The following is a 26,723-nucleotide window of genomic DNA, read 5'->3' on the forward strand; positions in this document are numbered from 1 at the left end:
GGAAGAACAACATGAGTTTCTATCTGTCACTAGACGACGTCCCTGACCTGGCGCGGGGCGCGGCAATACTCGGTACAGGCGGCGGCGGAGATCCGCTCATCGGCCGCCTCCTCGTTGAGGAATGCCTCAAAAACGGAAAGAAGATCGAAATCCTCGATCCGACCGAACTTGACGACGATGACTTTGTCATTTCCACGGCCATGATGGGCGCTCCGACTGTCGTAGTGGAGAAAGTCCCCGCCGGCACTGAGGCAGTCCGGTCGCTCCGTGCCTTGGAGAAACACCTCGGAAAAACAGCCGATGCAACAATTCCCATGGAGTGCGGTGGACTGAATTCCATGATTCCTCTGGTCGTCGCCGCCGAAGCGGGCATCCCGGTGGTGGACGGCGACGGAATGGGGCGAGCCTTCCCGGAGCTTCAAATGGAAACGTTCGGAGTCTATGGAGTGTCCGGATCACCGCTCGCTGTTTCTGACGAAAACGGGCACACGTGCATCGTCGATACTGGCCAGGACAACCAGAGGATGGAGACTTTCGCCCGCGCAGTTACCATCAAGATGGGGGGCGCCGCATACATCGCCGAGTATCCAATGAGCGGAGCGGACGTCAAGCGGACTGCGATCCGCAACACCGTCACACTGGCCCTCAATATCGGCCGGACTTTGCGTAGGGCCAAGGACAAACATCTTGATCCGCTGGCCGAACTCAGTGCCTTTCTGAAGGACACAATATACGGTCATGGAACCGTGCTCATGCGCGGAAAAATCGTTGACGTTGAGAGGTTCGTTAGGGACGGGTTCACCCAAGGGTTTGCCACTGTGGAGTCGTTTGACGGTGGCGACGAGATGCGGATCCAGTTCCGGAACGAGAACGTCATTGCACACAAGAATGGTGCGGTGGTCGCCATTGTTCCGGACCTTATTACGGTAGTTGACGTTGATCTGGGCACACCCATCACGTCCGAGGCCCTGCGGTTCGGACAGCGGGTGGCGGTCTACGGAATCTCTACCCCTGCGATCATGCGGACACCGGAAGCGCTGCAAGTCTTTGGCCCCCAGGCTTTCGGACTCCATGAGCCATGGGTTGCCCTAGAGGAATTGAGCGCCGCCCGATGACATCGTTTGGGACTCGTTCCGCGCTGGCCGACACCCTGGTATTCGACGGCCATAACGACTTACCCTGGGCTTTGCGGCAGAAATTCGATTCCCGCGTCGAGGAGATCGACTTATCGCAGCACCAGCCCCATCTGCACACGGATATTCCGCGGCTCCGGGAAGGCCGGGTCGGTGCGCAATTCTGGTCGGTCTTCGTCCCGTCCAACATGCTGCCGGGCGACGCCGTCGTGGCGACACTCGAACAGATCGACTGCGTACACCGGATCATCTCCAAGAATCCCGAGACCTTCAGCCTAGTGGACTCTGCCGCTGGCGTAAGAACAGCTGTCGCAGACGGAAAAATTGCCTCGCTGATGGGCATAGAAGGAGGGCATTCCATCGACGCGTCCCTTGGCGTGCTTCGGATGATGAGACGTGTCGGCGTCCGCTACATGACTCTCACACATAACGACAACACGCCCTGGGCGCGCTCGGCGACGGGCGAACAGGTCGACCATGGGCTCACCGACTTCGGCAGACGCGTGGTCGGCGAAATGAACCGTCTCGGTCTAATAGTGGATCTATCTCACGTGGCCGAGCAGACGATGCATGACGCGCTGAATACGAGCGCTGCTCCTGTAATTTTCTCCCATTCATCTTGCCGCAGCGTCACCGACCACGTCAGAAACGTGCCGGATGCCGTGCTTGAGAGATTGCCCGGAAACAACGGTGTGCTCATGCTTACCTTCGTTCCCGCCTTCATCTCGGAAGCCTGCGCGGACTATGAGCGACGCTCCGATGAAGTCCGGCAGAGACTCGGCCTTCGGACAGGGTTCCATGCAGGGCAGGTGGAAGAGGACATCGCGGCGGCCGCAGAATTTGTCAGGTGGACGTCACAGAACCAGGCTCCGCAGGCCACCATCGCCGACATCGTTAGACACATGGAACACGCACGGGAAGTAGTAGGACCGCAGCATCTCGGCATTGGAGGGGACTTCGATGGCATCGAACAACTGCCCCGAGGAATTTCCGGGGTATCCAGCTACCCGACCGTCATTGAAGCTCTAGCCGAACGGGGCTGGTCCCCTGCCGATCTGCGCAGCCTTGCTTTCGGCAATGTCCTCCGGGTCCTGGAAGATACGGAGGCCGTCGAGAATAAAGAACTGGCCGGTCCGTCCCGGCAGCATGCAGAAATCGCCCACCAACGCTGATGTCTTTCGCTGGCGTAAGGCGGGCAAAATCAGCGAGGAAGCTGCCCAGGCTATGACGAGGCCACCACATTGGAGACTGGAATCACCCTCCACCACCCCGCTGTGCGGGCTCTTCCCAGCGGTTGGAGCGCGCATAGCCGACTGCCGCCATCCCTCAAGCGCTCCATAGCACGCCCATGCTGGCTGGCGGACGCGACTAAAACTCCCGCGGACAGTAAAAATATCAATCGAAGAAGGGCAACACATGATTGGCAATGCCTTGCGGGATCTGGAACTCACCGACGAGGAGACTGTCCGGATGCACAAGTTGTACCGCCATCTGCACGCCAACCCCGAACTGTCCATGCAGGAACATCGGACCGCAAGGCTCATCACCGACCATCTCAGTGCCATCGGAGCCGAGACCTTTAGCTGTGGCGGGACGGGCGTCGTCGGCGTACTGCGCAACGGCGAGGGGCCAGTCGTGGGTTTCCGGGCCGACATCGACGGTCTGCCGATCAAGGAGGAAACAGGACTTGATTACGCTAGTCAGGCCACCGGTGCCCTTGCTGACGGGACCCAGGTTCCGGTAATGCACGGCTGCGGCCATGATATGCACATCACCGCAGCGCTGACTGCGGCGGCCTTGCTCGCGGGTGCCACCGATGCCTGGACCGGGACAGTCGTTTTCCTCTTCCAGCCGGGGGAGGAGACGGCCGCCGGAGCCCAGTCGATGGTCGACGATGGCCTGTGGAACCGAGCTCCCAAACCGGAGGTAATTTATGGCCAGCACGTCATGCCGAGTCTGGCGGGCACGGTAAGCATCAGCCGCGGTACCGCTATGGCCATGGCCACTTCCTGGAAGGTCACCGTGCGGGGCCGTCAGGCGCATGGTTCCCAGCCCCAGGAAGCGATCGATCCTATCGTGCTCGGGGCCCACATCTTGGTCCGGCTGCAGACCATCGTTTCGCGTGAGCTGGACCCTATGCAGTCCGCAGTCGTGACAATCGGAACCTTCCATGGGGGCCTGAAGGAAAACATCATTCCCGCCATGGCCGAGTTCACCATAAACGTACGGACCTTCGACCAGAAAGTGCACGGAGCCGTGCTGGCATCAATCCGCCGAATCATCCGCGCAGAGGCAGAAGCCTCCTCCGCGCCGCCCCCTGAAATTGAGGAGCTGTATTCTTTTCCGCTGTGCTACAACGATCCGACGGCGACGGATCAACTTATCCAGGAATTTCGGGTCATGATCGGAGAGGAAGTGGTCCGCGAGATTCCGCCGTCGATGGCCAGTGAAGACTTCGGGACCCTCGCAACAGCTATCTCGTCCCCCTCGGTTTATTGGACCTTCGGAGGCTATACCGCCGAGACGCTCAAGGCTGATGGTCACATCGCCGGAAACCACTCGCCACATTTCGCCCCCGCCCTGGAACCCACTCTGAGCACTGGCGTCCGGGCTGCTATGACGGCGATCCTGTCCAAAGTTGGATGCTGACAGCCCCCGCGAGCCTTTGTTGAAGGCAGGCCCCGGGCCTGCGGTGCAGTTCCCGGCCGAGCAGCGGTCGCGACCGCTGCTCGGTCGGTGAAGGCCGTAGCCGCTGCACCAAACCAAATTCGCGCCACATGCGATTTGTGCCGGTGTCCGCAATCCCGTCAACCTGACTGGGCTCGGACAAGCTCCCTTTGGTTCGTCTGTCCCGTCCACAGCTGGGGGTCAATTCGGGTTATCCACGGCTGAAATTGAGGGAGCCGTTGGGATAGCTCCCCTAGCAGAAGTAGCGGTGGATAACCCCATGAGGATTGTCCCCAGGTGTGGCAGTAGGGGCCGAGCTTCTCCGCGGCTTGCAGATTCAGGCCGTCGCTTTTGAGACCCAGCCATGCACCATCTGTCAGGTTGGGGTGTACCTCAGCCTGATATTGGCCAATGGCCTGTCCGACAATCCGAGCCAATGAGGGACGCGTCAGCGAGACACGAACGTCGGGACTCTGGTTCAAGCCCTTCAACGACTCACACGTTCCGGCCTTCGTGCACTGTCCACGCACGCCCGGCACCCTGCTCCCGAGGGGTTTTTGGAACGCCGTTAAACGCCATTCTGTCGTGCGGAAGGCGCGAGGCCCAGCGGATGTTCCGTGCTCGGTGGGGCGGTGTCCTGGTCATGCTCTCTTCTACTCTCTGCACGCATGAGATGGTCGAAGGGAGGTTCAACGCTATGACGGTCGATCAATCCCAGTCCCTGGCTTGCACCGCACATCACTGCTCGGCCCACTTTGTGAGCCGGATTCCGGCTGAGCCCGAAAACATCGTCCGTCGCAGTTGCCCTTCGCCGCAGTTGGTGGTGGAGAGGGGATTTCCCACGCCAAAACAGCCGTGACCCTCGATGGGTTGCGGCTCAAATGCCCACAAAAGAGGGTGTGCACAATGTGCACACCCTGGGCTGCGGATTCGGTTGTACCGGCCTCGGACTGGCCCGGACTGGGGGATGTTTTCGAGAAAGGGGCCGATTTTCGAGGGGAGAGGCTGGTTCGAGTCCCACCTCGGGCACGTGTTTTCCCTGTTCAGGGGCTTTTAGCCTCTGAGTGCGCACATATTCTGTTGTGAAGGGCCCCTTCAGGGGCCTTTTTCATTGGTGACCGGGTGCCTCCTTGCCTTCCTGGATGGGCGGGTTGTTGTTCGCTACCAGTTCATGGGCGTCCATGGCGCGGCCAACATGATATGGGAAGAACTTGGTGTGAGTTTCTTCGTCGCATCGCTGGGTGTTCACCAGGTTCCTCCTTAGAAGCTGTTGGCGGCTGTTCCGCTTCTTCATGGTTGGGTCTGGGGGAGGGCGGCAAGACTTGCGCCCAACCCGTGGGGAATCGGTGTCGTCGGACGCCTTCAGGCTCTCCGATACTGCCCGGCGGGGATGCAACGTTGCCCTGCGTTGTACCCCATGATGCTCACTGCCCTTCTTCCGTGGATCGAGGGTTTTCCGTCGATAGCTGTTCATGGTTGCCCTAGGAGTCGACGACATGACGGTGTGGATCTATACCGAGATGTCCCGAAGTAAGTTACTGCTGGCTGGTCTTTCATGATTGTTCATGTACCGGCCTGTTGGATGACTAAACGATGGAACGGTGAGACGGCGAAGCGCTCTTGGCGGATGGGAACTAGTCAGGCTATGGTGCGGCTCTGTCTTCTGAGGCGATTTGCCTACAGCCGTCCAAAAAGCCACGCCCGCAGGCATGGCCTCTCTTGGCCCAACCTGAATCTTCGTTGCGATGCACCGGGGTGTCCGTCATTTTGAGGTCCAAGAGTTTCGCGAGCCGCCGTCAGAAAAAGATGGAAACGAACTCTGCCCCGACAGTACCCAGCTCCCTGGCTGACATCAGGCTGGGGAGTAGCCCAGCAGATCCCATCCGCTCTATGTTTCAGTACCTGCCGCGGGCGGGAAGAACCCGCACATCGAATCCGCACTGGGTCGCCACAAGAATCGGGTGCTGAGAATTCTTCGAACGGGTTAGCTTGCTTGTAGCAAATACGGTCATCTATGAACCAGTGTCAGGCGGTGTGGCCGCTCCGGGATGACTTGTTGCCAATGCATGTTGGCTCGGGGATGACATCTGCACCATGCGTATGCTCTGTGGCGTCAGGGTTTGGGAAGCGGGAAGCTCGGCGAGGAATCTCTGCTCGATTCCAAGGTCTGTGTACAGGGCATGCAGGCTTGCTACGACAGCTCCTACTGCACCGGAAAAGTCACCCAGCACTGTTGGAACGAGGGCAGGGGAGATGGAAAGGTTCCGTTCCAAGGCGGCCTGGTACCGGCCCAGACTAGTTGTCAGGGACTTGGCGATACCGCCTCCGAGGACGATCGTCTCCGGCTCACACGATACTGAAATGGCTGTCAGGACAATCATGAGGGCATGGTCAAACTGGGCGCGCAGGGCGTGAAGGTGACCAGTTGCATGCTCAACGAACAAATCAGCCGGTGTGTCCAGCGGCAAGCCGGCCTCCGCTGCTTGCTGCAATATTCCAGGTCCAGTGACCATGTTTTCTAGCCTGGCACCAAGAGGTCCCACTGGAAGCTGGCCAAATTCGCCTATCAGTCCGTGGTCACCCTTAAGGACCTTGCCGTCGATCGCCAGGCCAGCCCCCAAACCCGTGCCCAGCGTCAGGATGGCGGCCGTGGGGGAGGTGCGGGCTGCGCCGAAGCGCTGCTCTCCGAGCAGGGCAAGGTTTGCATCGTTGTCCGTCAGAACGGATACGCCCACGGCGGCTTCGAATGCGTTCAGGAAGCCATGGCCCTCCACCTGCGGCACATGGGTTGCGTTGGAAACAGAACGGTCGATCCGGCTCACCGCGCCTGGAAGCCCCAGGCAAATGGCTTCGACAAGGGGCCATTTGCTTCCGCACGCGGCCCGTACTTCACGAGCGAGCCATTGGGCAAGGGCATCAGCGTCCAGATCCGATGGAGTTCGGATCTCGCGGGCAAGTGCAGGATTGGCAACGAGGTCAGCGAGAACAAAGCGGGTATTCGATGCGCCGAGGTCGATGCCGAGCACGTAGGAGCGATCTGCCACCAGGTCCAGCAGCACGGCGCGTCTTCCCCTGCTTTCGGAGACGATTTCCGAGCCTTCTTGAAGGACGCCCTCCTCTATCAGCAGATCCACGGCGCGAGTTACGGTCGCGGATGAAATTCCCGTTGCCTCTGCCACTTGCTTTCTGCTGACCGGAGCCCGGCGCAGCACTTCGGCGAGAACCGTGTTGCGGTTCATTGCCCTAGTGGTTTGCACTTACGGCCACCTCAATCCATTTTGAATCAACATGAATCCAAAGATACCGGAATCCACTCGAATCCGGGTAGATCCAGGGACCGGTGCGCCCTTCCATTCAAGAAATATTGCCTAGACCATTGACTTTGCTTGCAACTTGAAACCAAAATAGTTCAATCAAGTCGAGGACGTCCACGTCCCCTCGCGCTGGAGGCTTCCGGCAGCTGGACGCCAAGCGTCTGTCCCGACAATCAAGACTCAAGGAAGGCCTAGGAATCCATGGAATCTTCAAGGTTTACGGGACGTGGTCCGGTGCGGTGGCTTGCCATCGGTGGCACAGTGTTGGCGTTGGTGTTGTCCGGTTGTGCTGCCGGTCAAAGCGGATCAAATACAGGGAATGCAAGTGCAACCGCCCAGGTTTCCGAGCCGAGTATGGCCTTTGTTGGTCCCAACGGAGAGAAGCCAGGCAAGATCGCGGATCTCGTGCTGACGGATGAGGAAAAGGCCAAGGTCAAGAGCGGTCACTACACGGCTGCGTTTGTGTGGCACACGTCCTCCGAGTTTGTTTCCGCGGTTGAAAAGGGCGCACGTGAGGAGTTCAAGGAGCTGGGCATCGACGTAGTGGCCAGCACCCAGGCGAACTTCGACGCCGCAACGCAGGCGAATAACCTTCAGACTGTGCTGGCCCTGGACCCGGACATCGTTGTGACCATCGCCGTGGATCCTGTTTCAGCGGAGGCGACGTTCAAACCAGCAGTGGACAAGGGCGTCAAGCTGGTCATCATGACGACGCCGCCGGCTAACTACAAGGCGGGGAAGCAGTTCGTTTCAATCGTCACCGAGTCGTTGACGGACGCCGGGAAGCTCAACGCGACCATTCTGGGTGATGCGCTCGGTGGCCAGGGCGAGATCGGCTACATGTACCATGACGCGGATTTCTGGTTCACCAACCAGCGTGACAAGGCGTTCAAGTCTTGGACGCAGTTCCTCTACCCGAATCAGAAGATCGTTGCCGAAGAAGGGTTCACGGACGAAGCCAAGACGCAAGAAATTGCGGCTGCGATGATCGCCCGCAACCCGGGGATCAAGGGTATCTACGTTCCTTGGGCTACCGCTGCCCAAGGTGTGCTCGCGGCACTCCGCGATGCGGGCCGCTCCGACGTCAAGGTCGTAACAAACGACCTTGATGCCACACTCGCAGCAGACATGGCGCGCGACGGCAATGCAGTCGGCATGGTGGGGAACAGCTCCATTTCGCTCGGTCAGGGGCTCGCGGCTGCTTCGGCGTATGGGGTGTTGAAAAAGCCCGCACCTGCGCTCGTCGCCACGTCGCCGACCAAGGTAACGAAGGACAACCTAGCCGAGGGCTGGCAGGACGATTACGGAGTCGAACCGCCGACGAGTGTAACGAAGTGACTCGCTGCTGATTCCGTATCTGGCTGCTGAAGCGGGCGATACGTGGGGTGGTGGGCCAGTTGGCAGCGGAGACCGGACCTGCCCTTTCCCCAGCACCATCAGCACAACCCATCGGGCACATTTTCAAAGGAAATCTCACATGGCACATTTTGTGCAGACCGTGCTTGGGCCGGTCGACCCGGGGAAACTCGACAAAATCCTCCATCACGAACATCTGACCTCACTGGTTCCCGGACCGTGGCTCTCCGGCGGCCGTCCCGAAACAATTGCTGATCCGCACGACTTGGTCGTTGACCCCAACGACGCCGTTTATGTGAAGGATCAGGTCGCCCAAGCCGTGCACGCCCTTGGAGGGCTTAGTGCGCTCGGCTTCAACACTGTCGTCGACCTGAGCCCCTACAGTGTGGTGGGCCGTACGGCATTCGGCGAAAACCTTCCGATCCTTCAGGAGATCTCCGAGCAGTCTGGAGTGCACATCATCGCCGGCAGTTCGGTTTACCTGGAGCCTTACAGCCCGGCCTGGAGCGCAGATGCGTCACTCGAGGAGATGACAGAGCGGTTCACTCTCGACATCACCACCGGCATCGGGTCCACCACCATCAAGGCCGGCGTCTTGGGGGAGCAGGCGACGGGCTTGAACGAGATAACAGTCCACGAAGATAAATGTCTGCGAGCCGCTGCCCGCGCCCACACAGCAACTGGGGTGGGGCTCACTACGCACACTACGCACGGCACCATGGCGCTTGAGCAAGTCTCGATCCTGAAGGAGGAAGGAGCCGACCTCAGCCGCGTCGTCATTGGACACATGGACATCCAACCTGACTTGGACTACCTCGTTCGGGTCCTGGACACCGGGGTGAACATCGCTTTTGACACCATCGGCAAGGAATTCTGGGATTTCGTGCTGGAGCCGGGGCCACCCCATCCGCCGGAAGGCGAATTCACCAAGCGGGCCTACTACCGCTCCGATGTCAGAAGGGCCGAAAACCTGGCTCAGCTTACAAAGCGAGGCTATGCGGGACAGCTGTTCCTATCCCAGGATCTCACCGGAGCCGAGGTCTACCTCAACCCCATGACTCACGGCGAGTGGGGCTACAACTACCTCGGGTCCGTGTTTATCCCCATGGCATTTGAACGTGGGATGTCCCAATCCGATGCCGATCTGATGCTGCGAGAGAACCCCTTGCGTCTCTTGACACAGGAAAAATGTTGAACGCCCCAGAGGAGCTTGTAGATATGGAAGCGTTGTACGTGGTGGGCGTCGACCTCGGAGGGACAAAGGTCAGGGCAGGCATCGCCGATAGTACCGGGACGATCCTGGCCGAGCGGACGGTAGCCACCAACGCAGGCGGTGTCGGTGTCGTGGAACAGATCGCGCTGCTCGAGAAGGAACTCAGCGGCGACGTCAGCGCGAAGGCTGAACAGATCGCCGCAACGGGCATCGGCGTAGCGGGAGTACCTGACGACTCCGGAAACGGTCTGGCTCAGGCCCCTAACCTTTCGGCACTAAAGAATGTATCGCTCGGGGCAGCGCTCACCGAAAGGCTGAGGCATCCGGTAGTCATCGAAAACGATGTCAACATCTCGGCCCTGGGCGAACTCCACTACGGGGTCGGGCTGACTCACTCGGACTTCGTCTTTGTCTCAGTTGGTACAGGGATAGGCATGGGCATTGTTGCAGACGGCCGACTGGTTCGCGGCTCTAGCGGAGCTGCCGGCGAAATCGGCTACCTCCCCTTCGGAACCGACGCCTTGGCGCCGGAGAACCACGTACGCGGACCGCTGGAAGAAGCTGTGGCCGGAGATACCTTGGACAGCCGCTACCACGCGGCTTCCGGTCGGCGTCTCTCTACCCGGGAAATCTTCGCCCGAGCGCGTGAAGGCGATGCAGAAGCAATTTCAGCCATCGACACGGAATCCCGATGGGTGGCAGCAGCCCTCGTGGCGGTCAAAGCCGTCCTCGATCCAGAAGTTTTCGTAATAGGCGGCGGAATCGGCAGTAGAAAAGAGCTACTGCCACACATCCAAACGTGGCTTGAGCGCCACGGATCTTCCGTGAACATCCGCACCAGTGAACTCGGGCACCGTGCGCCGGTGGCCGGAGCCGTGTGGCTTGCCCTTGAGGCAAGCGGCACCGCTTCCATTGGGCCCGTAGGGGCCGGTCCCTTGCTGACCGGCACTACACAGAAAGGACAAGCAAGATGAGCAACACAACTCTGGAGAAACCTAAGGTCTTGGACCAGATCAAGGGGGTGGCCTGGAACAACTACGTTGTCTACATCGGGTTCGCGATCGTTTTCGTGTATTTCGCGGTAACGCAGACCGGCGTCTTCCTCAACCCGACCAACCTGTTCAACATTGTCATTCAGGCGGCACCCATCACCGTCATGGCGATTGGCATGGTCTTCGTGCTTGGAACAGGCGAGATCGACCTCTCCATCGGATCGACCGTTGCACTCTCCGCCCTCACCACCGCCGTCGTACTTCAAGGAACAGGAGAATGGTGGATCGGTGCCCTCGCAGGTCTGGCCGTAGGCGTCGCCGTCGGTCTGTTCAACGGCTTCTTCATCACGGTGGTACGCCTACCATCCTTCCTGGTCACCTTGGCTACGATGGGTCTACTCGCCGGTCTGGCACGCCAGCTGACCAACCTTCAATCCGTCCCGGTGACCGATGAGGCCTTCGTCTGGCTTTTTGGAGGCGGTAATCTCCTGGGGCTGCCCATCCTGCTCTGGTGGACGGCCGCTGCTGTCCTGGTGGGCTGGCATTTGCTGAGGCAGCGCCGCTACGGGGCACACGTTCTCGCGGTCGGCAACAGTGCCTCTGCTGCGCGGGTGAGCGGCATCAAGGTCAACCGGGTGCGATTGATGGTGTTCGTTGGCAGCGCGATGACTGCAGCACTGGCCGGGCTTCTCTATGCGGGACGCCTCCATGGAGCCCGCTACACGCTCGGCGAAACCGATCTGATGACCGTCATCGCGGCCGTGATCGTGGGTGGCACAAGCCTGTTCGGCGGCAAGGCAACCGTGGTCGGCGCTCTCATCGGCAGTCTCCTGATGAGCATGATCAACAACGGACTTATCCTCGCCGGGCTGAATGTCTCCCAGCAAATGATTGTCCGCGGCATCATCATCCTCGTTGCGGTGTCCTTCTCCCTGCGCGGCAAGAAGAGCTAGAAAGGATTCTGAATGTTCCTCGATCTACTTCGACGACGAAACCCGAACTTCCTCGCCGCCATTGCGAAACTGCACGCTACCGGCGAACTGCCGGTGAACTGCTATGCGATCGATCTTGACGCCGTCGAACGCAACGCCACGTCCTTCGCGGCGGAAGCGACACGGCTTGGGCTCACAGTGTTCGCGATGACCAAGCAGATCGGCCGCAACCCGGACGTCTCCCGCGCGCTGGTCCGTTCAGGAATTACGCACGCTGTCGGTGTCGACCTGCAATGCGCGGTGGCTGCCACGTCTGGTGGCCTCCGTGTGGGGCACCTCGGGCACCTGGTGCAGATTCCGAGACACGAGGCGGACCTGGCCGGATCGCTGGACCCGCTGTACTGGACGGTGTTCAGTGAGGCCAAGGCCCGTGAGGCAGGTGCTGCGGCACTCAAACGCGGCCGTGTCCAGGACGTATTGCTTCGGGTTGCTGCCCCGGGAGACCGGTTCTACACCGGTCATGAGGGTGGTTTCCCACTGGACGGAATCGTAGAGGCCGCCGACACCGTTGACGCTGTCCCCGGCGTGCGCTTTGCCGGCCTTACGACATTCCCGGCCACGCTCTTTGACCCCGCTACCGGGACCGCAGTGGCAACGCCGAACCGGGGCACCTTGGCGCGGGCTGCTGAACTCCTCCGCGCGGCCGGGCGGGTTGGCTTCCAGGTCAACGCCCCGGGGACTACCTCCATCTCGGTGCTGGAGGGGCTGGCCCGCGACGGCGCCACGCAGGTTGAGCCAGGCCACGGGCTGACAGGGACCACTCCACTGCATGCCGTCGCTGATCTGGCCGAGGAACCTGCAATCGCTTACGTCAGCGAGGTCTCCCACCTCTGGAACGGCAAAGCCTACGTCTTCGGCGGAGGGTTCTACGTCGACCCCGTCCTTGGAACGGGTGCCACCCGGGCTCTGGTGGTTGCTGCGGGGGACGACGTCGGCGCAGCACCTGCGTTGTCGGTTGAAATGCCGGCCCCCGAGGCCATCGACTACTACGCCACCATCCCCTTGGAGCAGCCAGGTATTACTGAAGGGGACACCGTGATCTTCGGGTTCCGGCCGCAGGTCTTCGTGACAAGGGCCCTGACCGCAGCCATCTCCGGAATATCTACCGGTCACCCCCGAGTTGAGGGCGTCTGGGCAGCGGATGGCTCCGCCCCTCTGGCCCCCTCCCGGCCATGACAAACACAGACAGGACAAGGACCATGACACTCACACCTTCCGCAGCCGAGACTGCTGCCACCACGTCCACCCCTCCCCTCCGGCTTAAAGGCATCCACAAGAACTTCGGTGGCGTCGTCGCCATTAAGACCTTTGACCTGGAAGTCCGGGCTGGTGAGATCGTGGCCCTGGTCGGTGACAACGGTGCCGGCAAATCAACCTTGGTTAAGATCATCTCCGGGCTGTACCAGCCCAGCGACGGCGAAATCTGGCTAAATGGCGAGCAGGTACATTTCCGTGATGCCTCCGACGCCCGGGCCAAAGGCGTCGAAGTCGTCTACCAGGATCTTGCGCTGGTTGAGGATCAACCCGTCTATATGAACATGTTCCTCGGACGGGAACTGACAAAAGGTCCGCTGCGGACCCTGGATCGCAAGGGCATGGCCAAGCAAACGCAGGAACTGGTCGACACCCTTGATGTGCGTATCCCCTCCGCGAAGGCAACCCTGAGTGACCTCTCCGGAGGGCAGCGCCAAGGCATTGCCATATGTCGCGCCACTCACTGGGCAAGCAGCTTGGTGCTCATGGATGAACCCACGGCCGCCCTAGGTGTGGCCGAGACAGCGAAGGTGGAGGAAGTCATCCTGAAGCTCAAGGCCCGCGGCGCGGCAGTGCTCATTGTGAGCCACAACATGGACCAGGTCTTCCGTATCGCTGACCGAGTATCTGTGCTGCGCCGAGGAACCCAGGTAGCCACCAGGAATCTGGCAGACACGTCCCATAATGAAGTCGTGGCGATGATTACCGGGCTCGCCTCATGACCGATCAGGACCGCCCCGAAGCCGGCACCCACATGAGTGCCGAGATCGCTGAGCAGCCCTCTCGATGGTTGGACCTCCTTGCGCATCAGCAGCACAACATCATCTGCGCCGCCGAGTTGCTTCGCGGAGTCGATCCGCAATTGCTAGTTTTCGCCGCACGCGGATCCAGCGATCACGCCGCCATGTACGGGCAGTACCTGGCGCATAACCTTCTGAACATCCCGGCGATGCTGTCGACTCCGAGCACGGTCACAGCTTTCGGAACCAAGTTGAAATACCCCACCTCGGTCATGATTGCCGTTTCGCAGTCCGGCGAATCTCCCGACCTTTTGGACAATGTACGCGCAGCGCAGCACAACGGTGTGCCGATCATTGCCCTGACCAACAACGAAGGCAGCGCCCTCGCTGGCCTGGCGGACATACATGTTTGCCTCACGGCTGGACCGGAGTTGTCGGTGGCCGCCACCAAGACCTATACCGCTGAATTGCTTGCCCTATACATGGTGCTCAGCCTCGCCGCTGGCGGAACCTGGGCGGAGACAGTCGGCAAGGCGGAGGCGGCAGCCGAAGCGGCGGCCAGGGTCATCGATGAAACACACACATTTGGCGGGCGACTCGCAGATACCCTTGCCGGTGCAGACAGGATCCTGGTGGTGGGCCGGGGCTATTCAATGTCGACGGCGAAGGAAGGCGCACTCAAACTCATGGAGACGAACGCCATAGCGGCGTCGGGCTGGAGTGCTGCCGACGCCACCCACGGGCCCATGGGGCAGGTCGTTCCGGGGACACCCGTCATCGCCCTCACAGCGTCACCCGGAGGCCGTGAATCCGTTCAGGCCTTTGTTGAAGCCTCACGAGCGCTCGGCGGCACGATTATCGAACTTGGCCTTCCAGATGGAGCCGAACCCCAATTCATCGACCAGGCCCTCATACCCTTGATTGAGATCATCCCGCTTCAGCAACTTGCCCTAAACCTGGCGTTGGGCCGGGGAATCGACCCGGATAAGCCCGCAGGGCTGAAAAAGGTCACCAAGACGGTATGAACGTTCGCCACATGCATTCCCCCGAGTATCCGTACAGCACCCGCTTCCTTGCCCATCCGTTCGAATCTGACTACCCCCAACAGCTAGAGGACATGATCAGATGAAAGCCTTCAAGAAAACCATATTCGCGGCAGCATTCGTTACCGCGCTCGGACTGGCTGGATGCAGCAGCGGCGGGGGCAACCCGGGATCGGCAGTCCCAACGGGCACAACCATCGATCGCTTTGGCACGGTAACTAAGACCACAGGACCACAGGGGGAACAGCCGACACCCATATCGGAAGTGAAACTCACGGAAGCGCAGAAAGTCACGATCAAGAACGGCAAGCACAAGGCGGCAATCCTCTGGCATGAGCTTTCCGGATGGACGAAAGCCCTTCAAGCCGGGATCGAAGATGAATTCTCCGAACTGGGCGTCGACATCGTTGCAAAGACAGACGCTAAGTTCGATGCCGCAACACAAGCCAACCAGATCGAGACTACGCTTGCGCTGGCTCCCGACGTGATACTTGGCCAAGCCGTTGACCCGACAACCGCCGCAGCAGCATACAAACCAGCCGCCGATCGAGGGGTCAAGCTGGTTTTCGCTGATCAGGCACCCGACAGCTACAAGTATGGCGCCCAGTACCAGGCGGTCATCACCGATGACCTCTTTCAGATTGGCGAACGCGCTGCCAAAGCCATGGGAGAGGCCATCGGCGGCCGAGGTGAAGTTGCAGTTGTCTACTACGACGCCCAGTTCCACGTAACCAACTTCCGTGATGCAGCCTTTCTCTCGACTCTCGCCAAGGACTACCCCGACATCAAGATCGTCGCCAAGCAAGGATTCAGTGACCCCAACAAGGCCGAAGAAATCGCCAACGCGCTGCTCACGACACACCCTGACCTGGGAGGTATCTACACTAGCTGGGCAGTTCCTGCCCAAGGCGTGCTCTCAGCCTTAAAGAGCGCAGGCAACACGAAAACCAAAGTGGTCACAGTCGATCTGGACGACACCATCGCAACTGACCTTGCCTCCAGCGGGAACGTCGCAGCCATCGTCGCGGACAAGGCCTACGACTACGGCAAGGCAATGGCTATATCGGCCGCCTTGGCAATCTTGGGAGAACCGGCCCCTGAATTCGGGACTGCCGACTCCGTCACCGTCACGAAAGACACCATCGCCGAAGGTTACAAAGCCTGGCACCAGAACGTCCCGGAAGCCGCCCAGAAAGAACTAAAGTAAGGCTAATAATCCGTCTTTGTCCGTGGTCTGAACCTAGGCGAAGTGCGCAAAAATGTCGGCAGCCGTAAATATGGCAGTTTGGTCCAGGGCCGGTGTGACGGCCTGAACCAAACTGCCACATTTCAGCCGCCCGCCCTTGCCCAGGTAAGGGTACGCATTCCCCTCATCGTGGACACGCGATGTGTAACGGGGTCCGGAAAAGCGGGAACGCAGGGGACCGCCTTCCCATGCATCTTGGCGATTCACTTGAGAAAGTGACTCTAAGGTTCCACACACTGGCCCCCAAGCCGCCACTCTCAGCCGTGATTTAACCCGCCGTCATTCGCTAACAGTCACACTTGCGTCACCTGCCTGACGTTAGGTTGGGGTGTAGGGGAGCTTGGCTCGCCTAGCTCGTTTCTGCTGGAGCCGACGGATGTTGTGGCGCAGATAGGTTCCTTAGTGATGGGTAGCGCGGGGTTCACAGGTAGGCCCATGCGGTGGCCCACCAGTTCGGTTCGCAGTAACTGACCAACATCATGCAGCGGCAAAGGAAAAGATCGATGAAACGCGCCGTGTCCCTAGCGGATTCCGGCAGACCCATGAAATCTTGTTTCGCCGCGAGGGCCAGGAATCGGATGGGCAGGTCCAACTGTTCAAGCGGTCCGTGCGGGCCTTCGCCGTCCATGAGCAGGGAGCCGCCGGGTTCCATGCTGTATTCATAGGCCATTTTGCCGGCGAGCATGCAGATGTACTAGTTGGTGAAGCCACGTTCGCAGTTTTTGCAGAAACCGCACGAGATGTTGAAGGGCAGCACCACTCGATCGCCCACTTTAACTTTGCTCACCGCGGAGCCGGTCTCGACCACCTCACCAAGGTTTTCATGTCCAAAAGTGCGTCCGGTTTCGAAGCTGGTGCGGCCTTCGTACATGTGCAGGTCCGAGCCGCAAATGTTCGCTGAGGTGATCCGCACCAGCACATCGGCGGGGTGCTCGATTTTGGCATAGGGGATCTCCTCGACGCTGACGTCGTTGGGTCCTTTGTAAAGTACTGCCTTCACTGTTCCGCTCTCTTCCAGGGTCAACCCCACCGGCGGCACACATGGGTCGTGCAGGGCACAGGTCGCCCTGGTGCGCGTGCGTGAGCCGCGGAGGAGTGGGTACATGTGGGACCTCTGAGTCCACCCGAAATGGGCGGGAGGCCGGGGGATTTAAGGTGTCTGGCTGCCCTGGAAAACCTGGCTGGCCAGTCCCTTCGCGAAAAGGCTAACTACCGAGCCTTAATGCTTAGCATCCTTATGAAGTATGTCGAGGGGTCAACAATGCAAGGCAACGAGATGCATGGTTCGGTCATCGAATGACGCCTTGGACCGAACGCTGATGATGGGTATTTCCTCATGCTGGAGGTGCGGTCCTGTGACCGTCCAGTGCCCGGAGGGGCGAGGTCCGGGTCACGCTTCTTCTGTCGTCTCCGTCCATGAGATGTTCGAAGGAGGTCCCGCGGCCATGACTCTCATTGAATCCAAGCCGCCGGCTTGCTCCGCACATCACCGCTCAACTCATTCTTGGTGTCTTTGGTGCGCCGTCGGCTTCCGCCTGACCTCGCGAGCGTCGTTACAGTGGTTGCAACGGGCTGGTAGTGGCGGGGGAATCACCACGCCAAAGACCCTAACGCTCGAATGCTTGGACCTCAAGCAGGCACAAAAGAGGGTGTGCACAATGTGCACACCGTGGGCTTCGGATTCGGTTGTACCGGCATCGGACCGGGTCGGATTGGGGATGTTTTCGGGGGAGGGGCGGTTTTTCACGGGGAGGAGCCCGGTTCGAGTCCCACCTCGGGCACGTGTTTTCCCTGTTCAGGGGCTTTTTAGCCTCTGAGCGTGCACATTTTGTTCACTCTGGGCCCCTGCGGGGCCCTTTTCATTGGTTGCCGGTGGTGTGGCCGGGTGCCTCCTTTTGTGCTTGGAGCGACGGTTCGTCGCTCGTTACCTCTTCATGGACGCAACTGGTTGGGGCAACGTGACCTGAGAAGAATCCGGTTGGGATTCTTTTCTCGGTCGTTGGCTGTGCACTGGATTCTCCTTCGCGGCTGGTTTTGGCTGATCTGCTTCTTCATGGTGGGTCCGGGGGAGTGCGACATGACTTGTGCCGTTTGTTTGGGGATCAGTTCTCCCGGACGGCCGCGGGCTGTCCGATACGACCCGACGGCCAGCGAATGTTGCCTTACGCTCCCATGATGCTCAGCCCTCTTCTTCCCTGGATCCAAGGATTTTCCGTTCATAGCTGTTCATGATTTCCGTCGGCGCCGACTGCATGACGTAATGGTCTTTTCCCGACTCTCCTGAACTGGGGGGGAGCCGCTGTTCGGCTGGTCTTTCATTCCTGTTCATGGCCAGCCTGCTGAATCGCTGCATGACCGAATGAGGAGACGCCGAACCCAACTGGGCATGAGCTACGACGGCAGTAGGCTCGAACGCATGAGGTCCGAACCTACGATCCTGCTCACCGTGGGGCACGGTGCCTCCAGCGAGGAGGACTTCCGGAACTTGCTGCAGGCAGCGGATGTTGCTTCCGTCGTCGATGTGCGGATCGGGCCGGGCAGTCGGAAGCATCCACACTTTGGCAAAGATCGGTTGGAAGAATGGCTGCCAGCGGCCGGGATCGCCTACCGCTGGGAGCAGCGGCTGGGCGGCTTCCGTAAGCTACCGCCGGATTCGCCCGACACTGCCCTGCGCAATGCGTCCTTCCGGGCCTACGCGGCCCACATGCGCACACCGGGCTTTGCCGCGGCGCTGGCCGAGGTGCTGGCGGAAGCAGCGGAACGGCGGACGGCCATCATGTGCAGCGAAACGGTCTGGTGGCGCTGTCACCGGCGGCTAATCGCTGACCACGCCCTGCTGCTCGACGGAGCGAAACCCGTGCACTTGATGCCGGCCGGCCGAACGTCGACCCATCAGCCGACCGGCGGCGTGCGGGCTGCGGGGGACCGGCTCATCTATGACGTTGTTACCTGCTGACCGCCGATCCCGTGGTGAGCACGAAGACAAGCGCCGGCAACAGTGCCCTGTCATGTTGAGACCGAGGACGTTCTCCAGCCGCCGTCAGAATAGAGACGGATCGACCCTACTCTGAAAGCCCTGCAGGTTCATGCCCGACGTCCGGCTAAGGTTTGGTTCAACCTGATGGCAGCCCCGTGGGTACCCGCTCTACGCAACCTGTGTGATCTGCAGGTGGTTCACGGTTGCTGTTCCGCCGGTTGCGTAGACGGCCACCTCGGTACTGGTGTCGGCCGGAAAGATTAGCTCGGTCATGGTGACCTGACCGCCTTGGGCGAATATTTCAACAGAGCAGTGGTCCACGAAGATTGTGAGGTGATAGCCCCCGTCCAACGGTTGAATGGGAGCGGAGTCGCAAGAGGGGAAGGTTTCATGGAAGTCTGTAATCCCTGATTCCCGGCGGTCCACAACCAAGGAGTCTTCTCCGGGCCGGATGCCCACCCGCGTCCCCTGCACGCCATCTCCCCGGACGATAAGACCGAATTCCTCCCCGCTTCCGGGCGCGAAAGTAGCGTCAATGCGCTGGACCGTTCCGGCCGCGCCGTCCAAAACCAGCGTCGTATCGGAAATGGTAGTTTCTGAAAGGGTGAAGGATTTGGACGGGTCGGCCAGCGCTGCCCAGTCACCCACGGGCTGCTGTATCAGGCTCAATTTGCCGTCGCTGGCAGTGAGTGTGATTTCGCGGGCGAGGCTCATGGGGCTGCGCCAGGGTGTGGTGGGGATGTGGTTGGCGTATTCCCAGTTATTCATCCAGGCGATCATGAGGCAGCGGTTATCCGGGGCGTCGTAAAAGGAGACTGCGGCGTAGTAGTCCCGGCCCCAGTCCAGCCACTGGTATTCGCCCAGCCGGTCAGGGTCCTGGAGGCCTTCGCTGACAGTGCTGGCCGAGATGAATGATTTCCCGTCGAAGTTGCCAACGAAGTATTGGCCGGCTGAGCCGTTGTTGGGTCCGCCGGGGTTGAGGTTGACGGTTAGGACCCACTTGAGGTTTTCCGGGTCGCCGTCCACAGGAAGGGGGAACAGGTCCGGGCATTCCCAGATGCCGCCGGTGGCGTTCGCCGGGCCGAAGGTACTCAGCAGTTCCCAGTTCTTCAGGTCGTCGGATTTGTAGAAGACCACCTGGAAGTCTTTGGCTTCGACAGCGACCATCACCCAGTAGGAGCCCGCGTCGCCGTCATACCGGATGACTTTGGGGTCGCGGAAGTCGGCGGACCCGCGGTTGAGTACAGGGTTGCCTGTGTGTTTGGTCCAGGTGTACCCCCCGTCCAGGCTATGAGCAAGGGACTGGGCCTGGACGCCCTCATGCTCGGAGCCAGGTTTGTAGGCGCTGGTGTAAATGGCCACAAGGGGGGCAACGGATTCGGTGCCGAAGCCGCTGGTGTTGTCGCGGTCATAAACGATGCTGCCGGAGAAGATCTCTTCGTTCTCATCACAGGCGATGGCGACAGGGCGTTCGGTCCAGGTCAGCAGGTCCGTGGAAGTGGCGTGTCCCCAGGACATGTTTCCCCAGACGTTTCCCTGCGGGTTGTTCTGGTAGTAGAGGTGGTAGACGCCGTCATGAAAAATCAGGCCGTTTGGGTCATTGAGCCAGGTATTCCGGGCTGCGTAGTGCAGGGCCGGGCGGAAGGTCTCAGTTATCGTGTCGGTCGCGGCAGTCATGAAGGCGAGGTCTCATTTCTTGGGCAGGAGTGGTCTCTGCAGGCCCCGTAGGAATGCCGGCAGGTGGATGAGTGGAGCTGGTGGGCGGACGGGGGAGACGCCGACTCACCGCTGAGGAGAGTTAGGGGGCACTTTTTGTCGTTGTCGTGGGCCGCTGGTAGTCCTCGACAATGTCGACGCCGACCTTCTCGGGCTGGGAGACGTAGCCGTCCCAATCCTGATCGACTCGCCCCGGTGGGCGAAGGTGAACTCCGGGTTGTACTGGTAGAAGAGGTGATAGGCGCCGTTCCACTGGCTTACGTCATAGTGACCTTGGAGCCAACCGGCAGCGGAAACCAAGTAGAAGCGGTAGTGAACGGGTGGGCTGTTCTGTCATGGGGTTTGCTTGGCTGTAGGTTCAGTTGCCAGCGTGGGTTCAGCCGCCAGTGCATGGCCGCCGGCACCAGCACGTGGGCGGTAGAGGTGGCAGCGCACCCAGTGGCGGTTTTCGGGGTCGCCCACGCGGTGGCGAACGGGTTCCTCGGCCGAGCAGGTCTGGCTTGGGTCGCCGTCGAAAGCGCAGCTGGTCGACGCCATCACAGCCTGCCGCAGCCCGGCCCGGCGGACGGGATCGTAGGAGCCCGCCCGGGCCGGATCCGGGACGGCCGAGACCAGCAGCTGCGTGTACGGGTGGGCCGGGTTGGCCAGGAGATCCAAGGACTCGCCTTCTTCAACGAGCTCTCCCGCGAACATGACCGCCGTCCGGTCCGCCAGGTATCGGGCCGAGGCGAGGTCGTGTGTGATGTAGAGCATGGAGATTCCCTGCTCATCGCGGAGCTTTCGCATCAGGTTCAGCACGCCGATCCGGACCGAAACATCCAGCATAGAGGTGGGTTCGTCGGCGAGGATGACCCGTGGTTCCACGGCAAGGGCCCGGCCAATCGCCACTCGCTGGCGCTGCCCGCCGGAGAGCTCGTGCGGGTAGGAGTTCAGCATGTCGGCCTGCAGACCCACGGTGATCATGAGCTCCTCGAGTCGCTGCTGCGTCTCTGTCTCGGAGCTGCCGCCCTTCCGGTGGATCGCTAGCGACCTCCGCAGGAAATGCTCCACTCTGTGAGCAGGATTCAGCGAGCCGAAGGGATCTTGGAAGACCATCTGCAGTTGGGAGCGGAAGGCCCGCGATGCTTGGAAGCGGTCGCGCTTGAGGACGTCGACGCCGCCGATCAGGATCTCGCCGGAGCTCGGCTTTTCCAGCCGGGCAACGCAGCGGGCCAGGGTGCTCTTACCCGACCCGGACTCTCCCACGAGGGCCACGATTTCGCCGCGGCCAATGGTCAGGTCCACACCGTGCAGGGCCCGGACGGACTCCCGGGAGAACAAACCGCCTATAGGGAAGGACTTTCCCAGTCCGCGGACCTCGAGGGCGGCCGTTTGGGTGGAAACGTCTGGACGTGATGAAGACTGTACAGCGTGGCTCATCGTGCGGCTCCTTCCATGATGGCGGCGTCAGCCGCTGAAGCGTCGGCACTGACAGGTGCCACGAAATGGCCAGGTGCTGCTTGGACGAGGTCCGGGATGTTCCGGAACTTCACGCCGTCGGGCAGCCCCGTCAGCGGAACCCGCGGACCGGTGAGCGGCGGGAACGCACCCATGAGGGCCTGCGTGTAGGGGTGTCGGGGGTTGGTATAGACGTCCTGGGCTTTTGCGGTCTCCACGATCCGGCCGCCGTACATCACGGCCATGCGGTGCGAGAGCTCCACCATGAGGGACATGTCGTGAGTGATGAAGAGGACGGAGAACCCCAGTTCACGCTGGAGTTCCTTGATTTGGGCCATGATTTCCTGCTGCACCACCACGTCCAGGGCCGTGGTGGGTTCGTCCAGGATCAACAGGGACGGTTTGAGCGCCACGGCCATCGCGATCACGGCGCGCTGGCGCATGCCGCCCGAGAGCTGGTGCGGGTAGGACTTCAGGCGTGCGGGGTCGATCCTCACCAATTCGAGCAACTCACCGGCACGCCGCAGCGATTCCTTGCGCGAGTAGCCCGCATGAGTGGTGAAGATATCCACGATCTGCTCGCCGATGGTCAGCACCGGGTTGAGCGAGTTCATGGCCGACTGGAACACCATGGCCACGTCCTGCCAGCGGAAGCGCCGCAGCTCCTCCGGGCTCATGGCCAGGACGTCCTTGCCGCCGAAGGAGATGCTGCCGCCGGCGATCTTCGCGGGATCCTTCAGGAGCCGCATGATCGAGTTGGCGATGGTGGACTTCCCGCAGCCGGACTCGCCCGCCAGCCCGAACACCTCACCGGTGCCGATGCTGAAGGAAACGTTGTCGACGGCGGTGGTGGAGCGGGTGTCGCCGACGTACTTTACGGTGAGGTTCTTGACGTCGAGAACGGGCTCGTGGGAGCCGAAGGAGACTTGGGAGACTGTCACTTGGCGGCGCTCCTTTCGGTAATTTTCGGGTTTTTGATCTTCCGCAGCCGCGGGTTAGTGACCTCGTCCACGGCGTAGTTGATGAGCGCCAGGGCGAACGCGACCAGCGCGATGCAGACACCCGAGGGGACGAACACCCACCAGCTGCCGGTGAGCAGGGCGCCCTCATTGCCGGCCCAGAAGAGGTTGTTGCCCCAGGAGACGGTGCTGACGTCGCCCAGGCCAAGGAACTCCAGGCCGGCCTGGGCGCCGATGCCGTAGATCACGCAGGCCAGCAGGGTCCCCATGACGATCGAGGCCATGTTCGGCAGGATCTCGCGGAACATGATCCGGCCCGCCCGTTCGCCGGACACCACGGCCGCGGCCACGAAGTCCTTGGAACGGATGGACAGCGCCTGCGACCGCAACACGCGTGCCGATCCCGCCCACCCCGTGACGACGAGCACCAGGATCACGGTGCCCAGCCCTGGCGGCAGGAACGCGGCCAGGATGACAAGGAGCGGAAGTCCGGGCAGGAGCAGGAAGACGTTGGTCACCAGGGACAGTGCTTCGTCAATGAACTTGCCAAAGTACGCCGAGGCCAGGCCCACCAAAATGCCGATGAAGGTGGATGCGAAGCCCACAGCCAACCCGACGAACAGGGAACTGCGGGAGCCGTGGACAGTCAGGGCAAGCACGTCCTGGCCTTTGGCCGTGGTGCCGAGCCAGTGCTCCGGAGACGGTTCCAGCGAGGCCATCGCGGTGATCCGGGACGGGTCGCCGGGGAACAGCATGGGGGCCAGCAACGCAAGCGCGATGAACACGAGCATCACGGTCATGCCCAGCAGGGCCTTCTTGTTGGTGATGAGTCCGTGGACGAAACTGCGGTTGGGCTTGCGGGCAGCTGTGGGCTCAGTGGGCTGCTTCAGAATTGCGGTTGTCATGATGGGTTCCTCAGTTGCTGCGCACGCGCGGGTCGAGGCGGACGTAGAGGATGTCCACCAGGAAGTTCGCCAGCAGCACGGCGGCGGTGATGGTCAGGAACAGGCCCTGCATTAGCGGGTAGTCGAGGCCCTGGACTGCGTTGAGGAGTTGGTAGCCGACGCCGGGGTACGCGAACACCACCTCGGTCAGCATGGCGCCGCCCACCACGAAGCCCAGGCCCATGCCGAAGCTCGTGACCGACGGGAGCATGGCGTTCCGGGCTGCGTAGCGGAACATGATGCGGCCCGGACGTAGTCCCTTGGCTTCAGCCATGGTGATGTAGTCCTCGGAGTTGGTTGCGATCATCGTGTTGCGCATGCCCAGCATCCACCCGCCGATGGAGACCAGCACGATTGTCAGCGCTGGCAACACAAGGTGCGCACCGACGTCGGAAAGGAACTCCCAGGTGAAGCCGGGTTCCACACCGTCACTGAACGCGTGGCGCAGCGGGGACCAGCCTAGGATCACGCCGAACAGGTACAGCGCGCCCATAGCTAGCCAGAAGTATGGGAAGGAGCCGATGAAGATCAACACTGGCGGCAGTGCGGAGTCGATCGCTCCGCCGCGTCGCCAGGCGGCCAGGATGCCGAGCAAGTTACCTACGACGGCGGCAATCACCAGTGCGGTGCCGCCGAGCAGGAGGGTCCAGCCGATCTGGGCGGCGATGACCTCCGTTACCGGTGTGGGGAAACGGGAAATCGAGACGCCCATCTGGCCGGTGAACACGTTGTGCAGATAGTCGATGTACTGCTCCCAGATGGGACGGTCGTCCACACCGAGCAGCTTACGCAGTGCGTCGATCTGTTCGGGCTGCATCTTGCCCTGGGTACGGGCGAACATGCGGGAGACGGGGTCCCCGGGCATGAAGCGCGGCAGCAGGAAGTTCAAGGTGATGGACGCCCAGAAGGCGATCAGGTAGAAACCCAGGCGGCGCAGGATAAAGCGCACGGTTTCCTCCATTCAGGTATTGCGGTAATGGGGAGGGGCGGCATGCCCGGCGCGGTGATCCGCCGCCGGGCATGCCGGGCTGCTGGGCCTGCCGGGCCCAGCTGTTACTTGCGCGGTTCCAAAGTGGTGAGAATCAGCACCGTGGTAGGAGAACGATCGGAAAGTGTGGCGTAAGGGTTGTCCTGCGACGGCCATCCCGTGAAGTGGACGTCCGTGTAGTCGCCCCATTCAGGTCCTGAGAACAGCGGCACCAGCGGGGCGGCGTCGTTGTATTCTTCCTGGAGCTTGTACGCGACGTCCTTCTGCTTGGCTTCATCACCGGCGGCAACGAAATCCTGCAGGAGCGCATCGGCTTTGGGGTCACCAAAGCGGTGGTAGTTGTCGAACGTCTTGGTGCCGACCGGCTTCACTGTGGCGCTGCCCATGGCATTGTTGAAGTACTTGAACGGGCTGGGATCGTTGGCGCTCCAGACAATGCCGGAGTCAAACGTGCCCTGTTCGTATCCGGCCACCACGGAGGCCCAGTCCGGAGAGTCCACCTTGGCCGTGACTCCCACTGCTTGGAGGTTCTGTGAGATCACGTTGGCTACGGACAGCCAGTCGGAGGAGCTGGCGCCCACGGAGATCTTGAACTCGAAAGGCGTTCCATCCTTCAAGGCGCGCTTGCCGTCGGCCCCCTTGGAGTAGCCGGCTTCGTCCAAGACTTTGTTGGCTTCGTCCACGTTGAGCTTGGTCCAGCTGCAGTTGTCCTTGACGGCGGGGTTCTTCCACTTCTCGTAGTTGCCGGAAAGGCCGGTGCAGTCGGCGGGCTGGGCGTAGCCGCTCATCCCGATCTTGGTCACTTGGTCGCGGTCCACGGCCATGCTGAGCGCCTTGCGCACCTTTGGGTCGTTAAACGGAGCCTTGGTGGTGTTGAGCTGCCAATTGATCATGGCACCCGTGGGCGGGAACCAGTAGTGGCGGTGCTCCTTATCTTTGGAGATGAAAGTCTTCTCGATGTTTGGGATGAACTGGGTGGACCAGTCGACATCGCCGTTGACGCTGGCCAGATTGGCTGCGTCGTTGCCGGACATGGCAAGCATCTTGATGCCAGCAATCTTCTGTTTTTCCGGCTGCCAGTAGTTGGGGTTTTTCTTGAGTGCGTAGGACTGAGCCTGGAAGGAATCGACCTCCGTGTAAGGTCCTGTTCCCACGGGCGTGGCGTTGGCGTCCTTCGCCGGGTCGGCGATCGCAGACCAGATGTGCTTGGGCAGAATGGGTAGCTGGCCCACTTCGTAGAGCGCCGGAGACCAAGGCTTGTTGAAGGTGAAGGTCACCTTGTTGGTTCCCTCGGCGGTGGCGCCGACGAGGTACTCGTAGCCGCCCTTGAGCTTCTTCTGCAGCTCGAACGTGTAGGCGACGTCGTCGGCCACGAGTGGCTTGGCATCGGACCACTTCACACCGTCGCGCAGGGTGAAGGTGATGGATTTGCCGTCAGCAGCAGTCTTCCATTCGGTGGCGAGCCACGGCGTCGTGTCTCCCTTGGCCGGGTTGAAGACCAACAGGGGTTCGTAGATCGCCTGGTTGACCATGGGATTCACCGCGGGCGCAAAGGGATTGAAGTTGCGGTCGAAGGTGCTCATGTCTTCCCGTGGGATGGTGAGCATGGCGTTCGTGTTGTCCGAAGTCGAGGAGCTTGTGCCTGACTTGTTGACGGTGGCTGCACAGCCGGTCAGCAGCAATGCGCCTACCGCCAGCCCGGCCGCGGTGATGCGGGCAGACCTCAGGTATCGGGGTTGTGTCATGATGGTT

22 protein-coding genes are annotated in these 26,723 nt (G+C 61.0%); 12 read left to right on the forward strand and 10 right to left on the reverse strand.

What is annotated here, in order from left to right; all coding sequences use genetic code 11:
• Nucleotides 1-11 precede the first annotated feature (11 nt).
• From ACHMXB_RS04730 to ACHMXB_RS04740, 3 genes are all read left to right on the forward strand, one after another.
• Entirely contained in the window at nucleotides 12-1,115 is a 1,104-nt protein-coding gene (locus ACHMXB_RS04730) for a DUF917 domain-containing protein (protein WP_395403187.1), read from the forward strand.
• The gene (locus ACHMXB_RS04735) at nucleotides 1,112-2,305 is read left to right on the forward strand and encodes a dipeptidase (protein WP_395403189.1); all 1,194 of its coding nucleotides are present in this window, start codon (nucleotides 1,112-1,114) and stop codon (nucleotides 2,303-2,305) included. Before ACHMXB_RS04730 ends, ACHMXB_RS04735 begins: the two co-directional genes overlap by 4 nt.
• Before the next feature lie 244 nt (nucleotides 2,306-2,549).
• Nucleotides 2,550-3,782, forward strand: a complete 1,233-nt coding sequence (locus tag ACHMXB_RS04740) for an amidohydrolase (protein WP_395403191.1) — start codon at nucleotides 2,550-2,552, stop codon at nucleotides 3,780-3,782.
• Nucleotides 3,783-4,908: 1,126 nt separating this feature from the next.
• Here the strand turns inward: ACHMXB_RS04740 and ACHMXB_RS04745 are convergent.
• Nucleotides 4,909-5,049, reverse strand: coding sequence for a hypothetical protein (locus ACHMXB_RS04745; protein WP_395403193.1), 141 nt, complete (start codon nucleotides 5,047-5,049; stop codon nucleotides 4,909-4,911).
• Nucleotides 5,050-5,812: 763 nt separating this feature from the next.
• Nucleotides 5,813-7,012, reverse strand: a complete 1,200-nt coding sequence (locus ACHMXB_RS04750) for an ROK family protein (protein ID WP_395403195.1) — start codon at nucleotides 7,010-7,012, stop codon at nucleotides 5,813-5,815.
• A 456-nt stretch (nucleotides 7,013-7,468) separates the two neighbouring features.
• On the opposite strand from ACHMXB_RS04750, the gene ACHMXB_RS04755 reads away from it, so the two are divergent.
• The 8 genes from ACHMXB_RS04755 to ACHMXB_RS04790 all read left to right on the forward strand — a co-directional run bounded on the left by ACHMXB_RS04755 (nucleotide 7,469) and on the right by ACHMXB_RS04790 (nucleotide 15,911).
• Nucleotides 7,469-8,452, forward strand: a complete 984-nt coding sequence (locus ACHMXB_RS04755) for a substrate-binding domain-containing protein (protein ID WP_395403197.1) — start codon at nucleotides 7,469-7,471, stop codon at nucleotides 8,450-8,452.
• Nucleotides 8,453-8,591: 139 nt separating this feature from the next.
• Nucleotides 8,592-9,665, forward strand: a complete 1,074-nt coding sequence (locus tag ACHMXB_RS04760; RefSeq protein WP_395403199.1) for a phosphotriesterase — start codon at nucleotides 8,592-8,594, stop codon at nucleotides 9,663-9,665.
• Nucleotides 9,659-10,657 carry an ROK family protein gene (locus ACHMXB_RS04765; RefSeq protein WP_395403201.1) on the forward strand — a complete coding sequence of 333 codons (999 nt, stop codon included), beginning with the start codon at nucleotides 9,659-9,661 and terminating at the stop codon, nucleotides 10,655-10,657. Before ACHMXB_RS04760 ends, ACHMXB_RS04765 begins: the two co-directional genes overlap by 7 nt.
• Nucleotides 10,654-11,628 (forward strand): ABC transporter permease, encoded by a 975-nt coding sequence (locus tag ACHMXB_RS04770; protein ID WP_395403203.1) that lies wholly within the window; start codon nucleotides 10,654-10,656, stop codon nucleotides 11,626-11,628. Before ACHMXB_RS04765 ends, ACHMXB_RS04770 begins: the two co-directional genes overlap by 4 nt.
• 12 nt (nucleotides 11,629-11,640) lie before the next feature.
• A complete protein-coding gene (locus ACHMXB_RS04775) occupies nucleotides 11,641-12,843 on the forward strand; it encodes an alanine racemase (protein WP_395403205.1) in 1,203 nt (400 codons plus the stop codon).
• Nucleotides 12,844-12,866: 23 nt separating this feature from the next.
• Nucleotides 12,867-13,643 carry an ATP-binding cassette domain-containing protein gene (locus ACHMXB_RS04780; protein ID WP_395403207.1) on the forward strand — a complete coding sequence of 259 codons (777 nt, stop codon included), beginning with the start codon at nucleotides 12,867-12,869 and terminating at the stop codon, nucleotides 13,641-13,643.
• Nucleotides 13,640-14,686 carry an SIS domain-containing protein gene (locus tag ACHMXB_RS04785; RefSeq protein WP_395403209.1) on the forward strand — a complete coding sequence of 349 codons (1,047 nt, stop codon included), beginning with the start codon at nucleotides 13,640-13,642 and terminating at the stop codon, nucleotides 14,684-14,686. Before ACHMXB_RS04780 ends, ACHMXB_RS04785 begins: the two co-directional genes overlap by 4 nt.
• Before the next feature lie 100 nt (nucleotides 14,687-14,786).
• Nucleotides 14,787-15,911, forward strand: a complete 1,125-nt coding sequence (locus ACHMXB_RS04790; RefSeq protein ID WP_395403210.1) for a substrate-binding domain-containing protein — start codon at nucleotides 14,787-14,789, stop codon at nucleotides 15,909-15,911.
• Nucleotides 15,912-16,371: 460 nt separating this feature from the next.
• Here the strand turns inward: ACHMXB_RS04790 and ACHMXB_RS04795 are convergent, their stop codons facing one another.
• A complete protein-coding gene (locus ACHMXB_RS04795) occupies nucleotides 16,372-16,635 on the reverse strand; it encodes a hypothetical protein (protein WP_395403212.1) in 264 nt (87 codons plus the stop codon).
• Between the two features lie 9 nt (nucleotides 16,636-16,644).
• On the reverse strand, nucleotides 16,645-16,950 hold the full coding sequence (locus ACHMXB_RS04800) for an alcohol dehydrogenase catalytic domain-containing protein (protein ID WP_395403213.1): 306 nt from the start codon (nucleotides 16,948-16,950) through the stop codon (nucleotides 16,645-16,647).
• A 1,416-nt stretch (nucleotides 16,951-18,366) separates the two neighbouring features.
• Here ACHMXB_RS04800 and ACHMXB_RS04805 point away from each other — a divergent pair.
• The gene (locus ACHMXB_RS04805) at nucleotides 18,367-18,906 is read left to right on the forward strand and encodes a DUF488 family protein (RefSeq protein ID WP_395403214.1); all 540 of its coding nucleotides are present in this window, start codon (nucleotides 18,367-18,369) and stop codon (nucleotides 18,904-18,906) included.
• A 189-nt stretch (nucleotides 18,907-19,095) separates the two neighbouring features.
• Here the strand turns inward: ACHMXB_RS04805 and ACHMXB_RS04810 are convergent, their stop codons facing one another.
• The 6 genes from ACHMXB_RS04810 to ACHMXB_RS04835 all read right to left on the reverse strand — a co-directional run bounded on the left by ACHMXB_RS04810 (nucleotide 19,096) and on the right by ACHMXB_RS04835 (nucleotide 26,716).
• Complete coding sequence (locus ACHMXB_RS04810) at nucleotides 19,096-20,604, reverse strand: glycoside hydrolase family 32 protein (protein ID WP_395403215.1); 1,509 nt, start codon at nucleotides 20,602-20,604, stop codon at nucleotides 19,096-19,098.
• A 372-nt stretch (nucleotides 20,605-20,976) separates the two neighbouring features.
• Nucleotides 20,977-22,062 carry an ATP-binding cassette domain-containing protein gene (locus tag ACHMXB_RS04815; RefSeq protein ID WP_395403216.1) on the reverse strand — a complete coding sequence of 362 codons (1,086 nt, stop codon included), beginning with the start codon at nucleotides 22,060-22,062 and terminating at the stop codon, nucleotides 20,977-20,979.
• A complete protein-coding gene (locus tag ACHMXB_RS04820; RefSeq protein ID WP_395403217.1) occupies nucleotides 22,059-23,021 on the reverse strand; it encodes an ABC transporter ATP-binding protein in 963 nt (320 codons plus the stop codon). The genes ACHMXB_RS04815 and ACHMXB_RS04820 overlap by 4 nt, the downstream gene beginning before the upstream one ends.
• Entirely contained in the window at nucleotides 23,018-23,944 is a 927-nt protein-coding gene (locus ACHMXB_RS04825; protein ID WP_395403218.1) for an ABC transporter permease, read from the reverse strand. The genes ACHMXB_RS04820 and ACHMXB_RS04825 overlap by 4 nt, the downstream gene beginning before the upstream one ends.
• Before the next feature lie 10 nt (nucleotides 23,945-23,954).
• Complete coding sequence (locus ACHMXB_RS04830) at nucleotides 23,955-24,932, reverse strand: ABC transporter permease (RefSeq protein ID WP_395403220.1); 978 nt, start codon at nucleotides 24,930-24,932, stop codon at nucleotides 23,955-23,957.
• Between the two features lie 104 nt (nucleotides 24,933-25,036).
• Nucleotides 25,037-26,716 carry an ABC transporter substrate-binding protein gene (locus ACHMXB_RS04835; RefSeq protein WP_395403222.1) on the reverse strand — a complete coding sequence of 560 codons (1,680 nt, stop codon included), beginning with the start codon at nucleotides 26,714-26,716 and terminating at the stop codon, nucleotides 25,037-25,039.
• Between the last annotated feature and the right edge of the window lie 7 nt (nucleotides 26,717-26,723).

It is taken from the genome of Arthrobacter sp. UC242_113, from assembly GCF_044054585.1.
In the GTDB taxonomy this organism is placed as follows: domain Bacteria; phylum Actinomycetota; class Actinomycetes; order Actinomycetales; family Micrococcaceae; genus Arthrobacter.

Bases quoted from the DNA above. Each gene is read 5' to 3' on its own strand.
- ACHMXB_RS04730 (WP_395403187.1), top strand. From the start codon at position 12: ATGAGTTTCTATCTGTCACTAGACGACGTCCCTGACCTGGCGCGGGGC.
- ACHMXB_RS04735 (WP_395403189.1), top strand. From the start codon at position 1,112: ATGACATCGTTTGGGACTCGTTCCGCGCTGGCCGACACCCTGGTATTC.
- ACHMXB_RS04740 (WP_395403191.1), top strand. From the start codon at position 2,550: ATGATTGGCAATGCCTTGCGGGATCTGGAACTCACCGACGAGGAGACT.
- ACHMXB_RS04755 (WP_395403197.1), top strand. From the start codon at position 7,469: ATGGCCTTTGTTGGTCCCAACGGAGAGAAGCCAGGCAAGATCGCGGAT.
- ACHMXB_RS04760 (WP_395403199.1), top strand. From the start codon at position 8,592: ATGGCACATTTTGTGCAGACCGTGCTTGGGCCGGTCGACCCGGGGAAA.
- ACHMXB_RS04765 (WP_395403201.1), top strand. From the start codon at position 9,659: ATGTTGAACGCCCCAGAGGAGCTTGTAGATATGGAAGCGTTGTACGTG.
- ACHMXB_RS04770 (WP_395403203.1), top strand. From the start codon at position 10,654: ATGAGCAACACAACTCTGGAGAAACCTAAGGTCTTGGACCAGATCAAG.
- ACHMXB_RS04775 (WP_395403205.1), top strand. From the start codon at position 11,641: ATGTTCCTCGATCTACTTCGACGACGAAACCCGAACTTCCTCGCCGCC.
- ACHMXB_RS04780 (WP_395403207.1), top strand. From the start codon at position 12,867: ATGACACTCACACCTTCCGCAGCCGAGACTGCTGCCACCACGTCCACC.
- ACHMXB_RS04785 (WP_395403209.1), top strand. From the start codon at position 13,640: ATGACCGATCAGGACCGCCCCGAAGCCGGCACCCACATGAGTGCCGAG.
- ACHMXB_RS04790 (WP_395403210.1), top strand. From the start codon at position 14,787: ATGAAAGCCTTCAAGAAAACCATATTCGCGGCAGCATTCGTTACCGCG.
- ACHMXB_RS04795 (WP_395403212.1), bottom strand. From the start codon at position 16,635: ATGCTCGCCGGCAAAATGGCCTATGAATACAGCATGGAACCCGGCGGC.
- ACHMXB_RS04805 (WP_395403214.1), top strand. From the start codon at position 18,367: ATGAGGTCCGAACCTACGATCCTGCTCACCGTGGGGCACGGTGCCTCC.
- ACHMXB_RS04810 (WP_395403215.1), bottom strand. From the start codon at position 20,604: ATGACTGCCGCGACCGACACGATAACTGAGACCTTCCGCCCGGCCCTG.
- ACHMXB_RS04815 (WP_395403216.1), bottom strand. From the start codon at position 22,062: ATGAGCCACGCTGTACAGTCTTCATCACGTCCAGACGTTTCCACCCAA.
- ACHMXB_RS04825 (WP_395403218.1), bottom strand. From the start codon at position 23,944: ATGACAACCGCAATTCTGAAGCAGCCCACTGAGCCCACAGCTGCCCGC.
- ACHMXB_RS04835 (WP_395403222.1), bottom strand. From the start codon at position 26,716: ATGACACAACCCCGATACCTGAGGTCTGCCCGCATCACCGCGGCCGGG.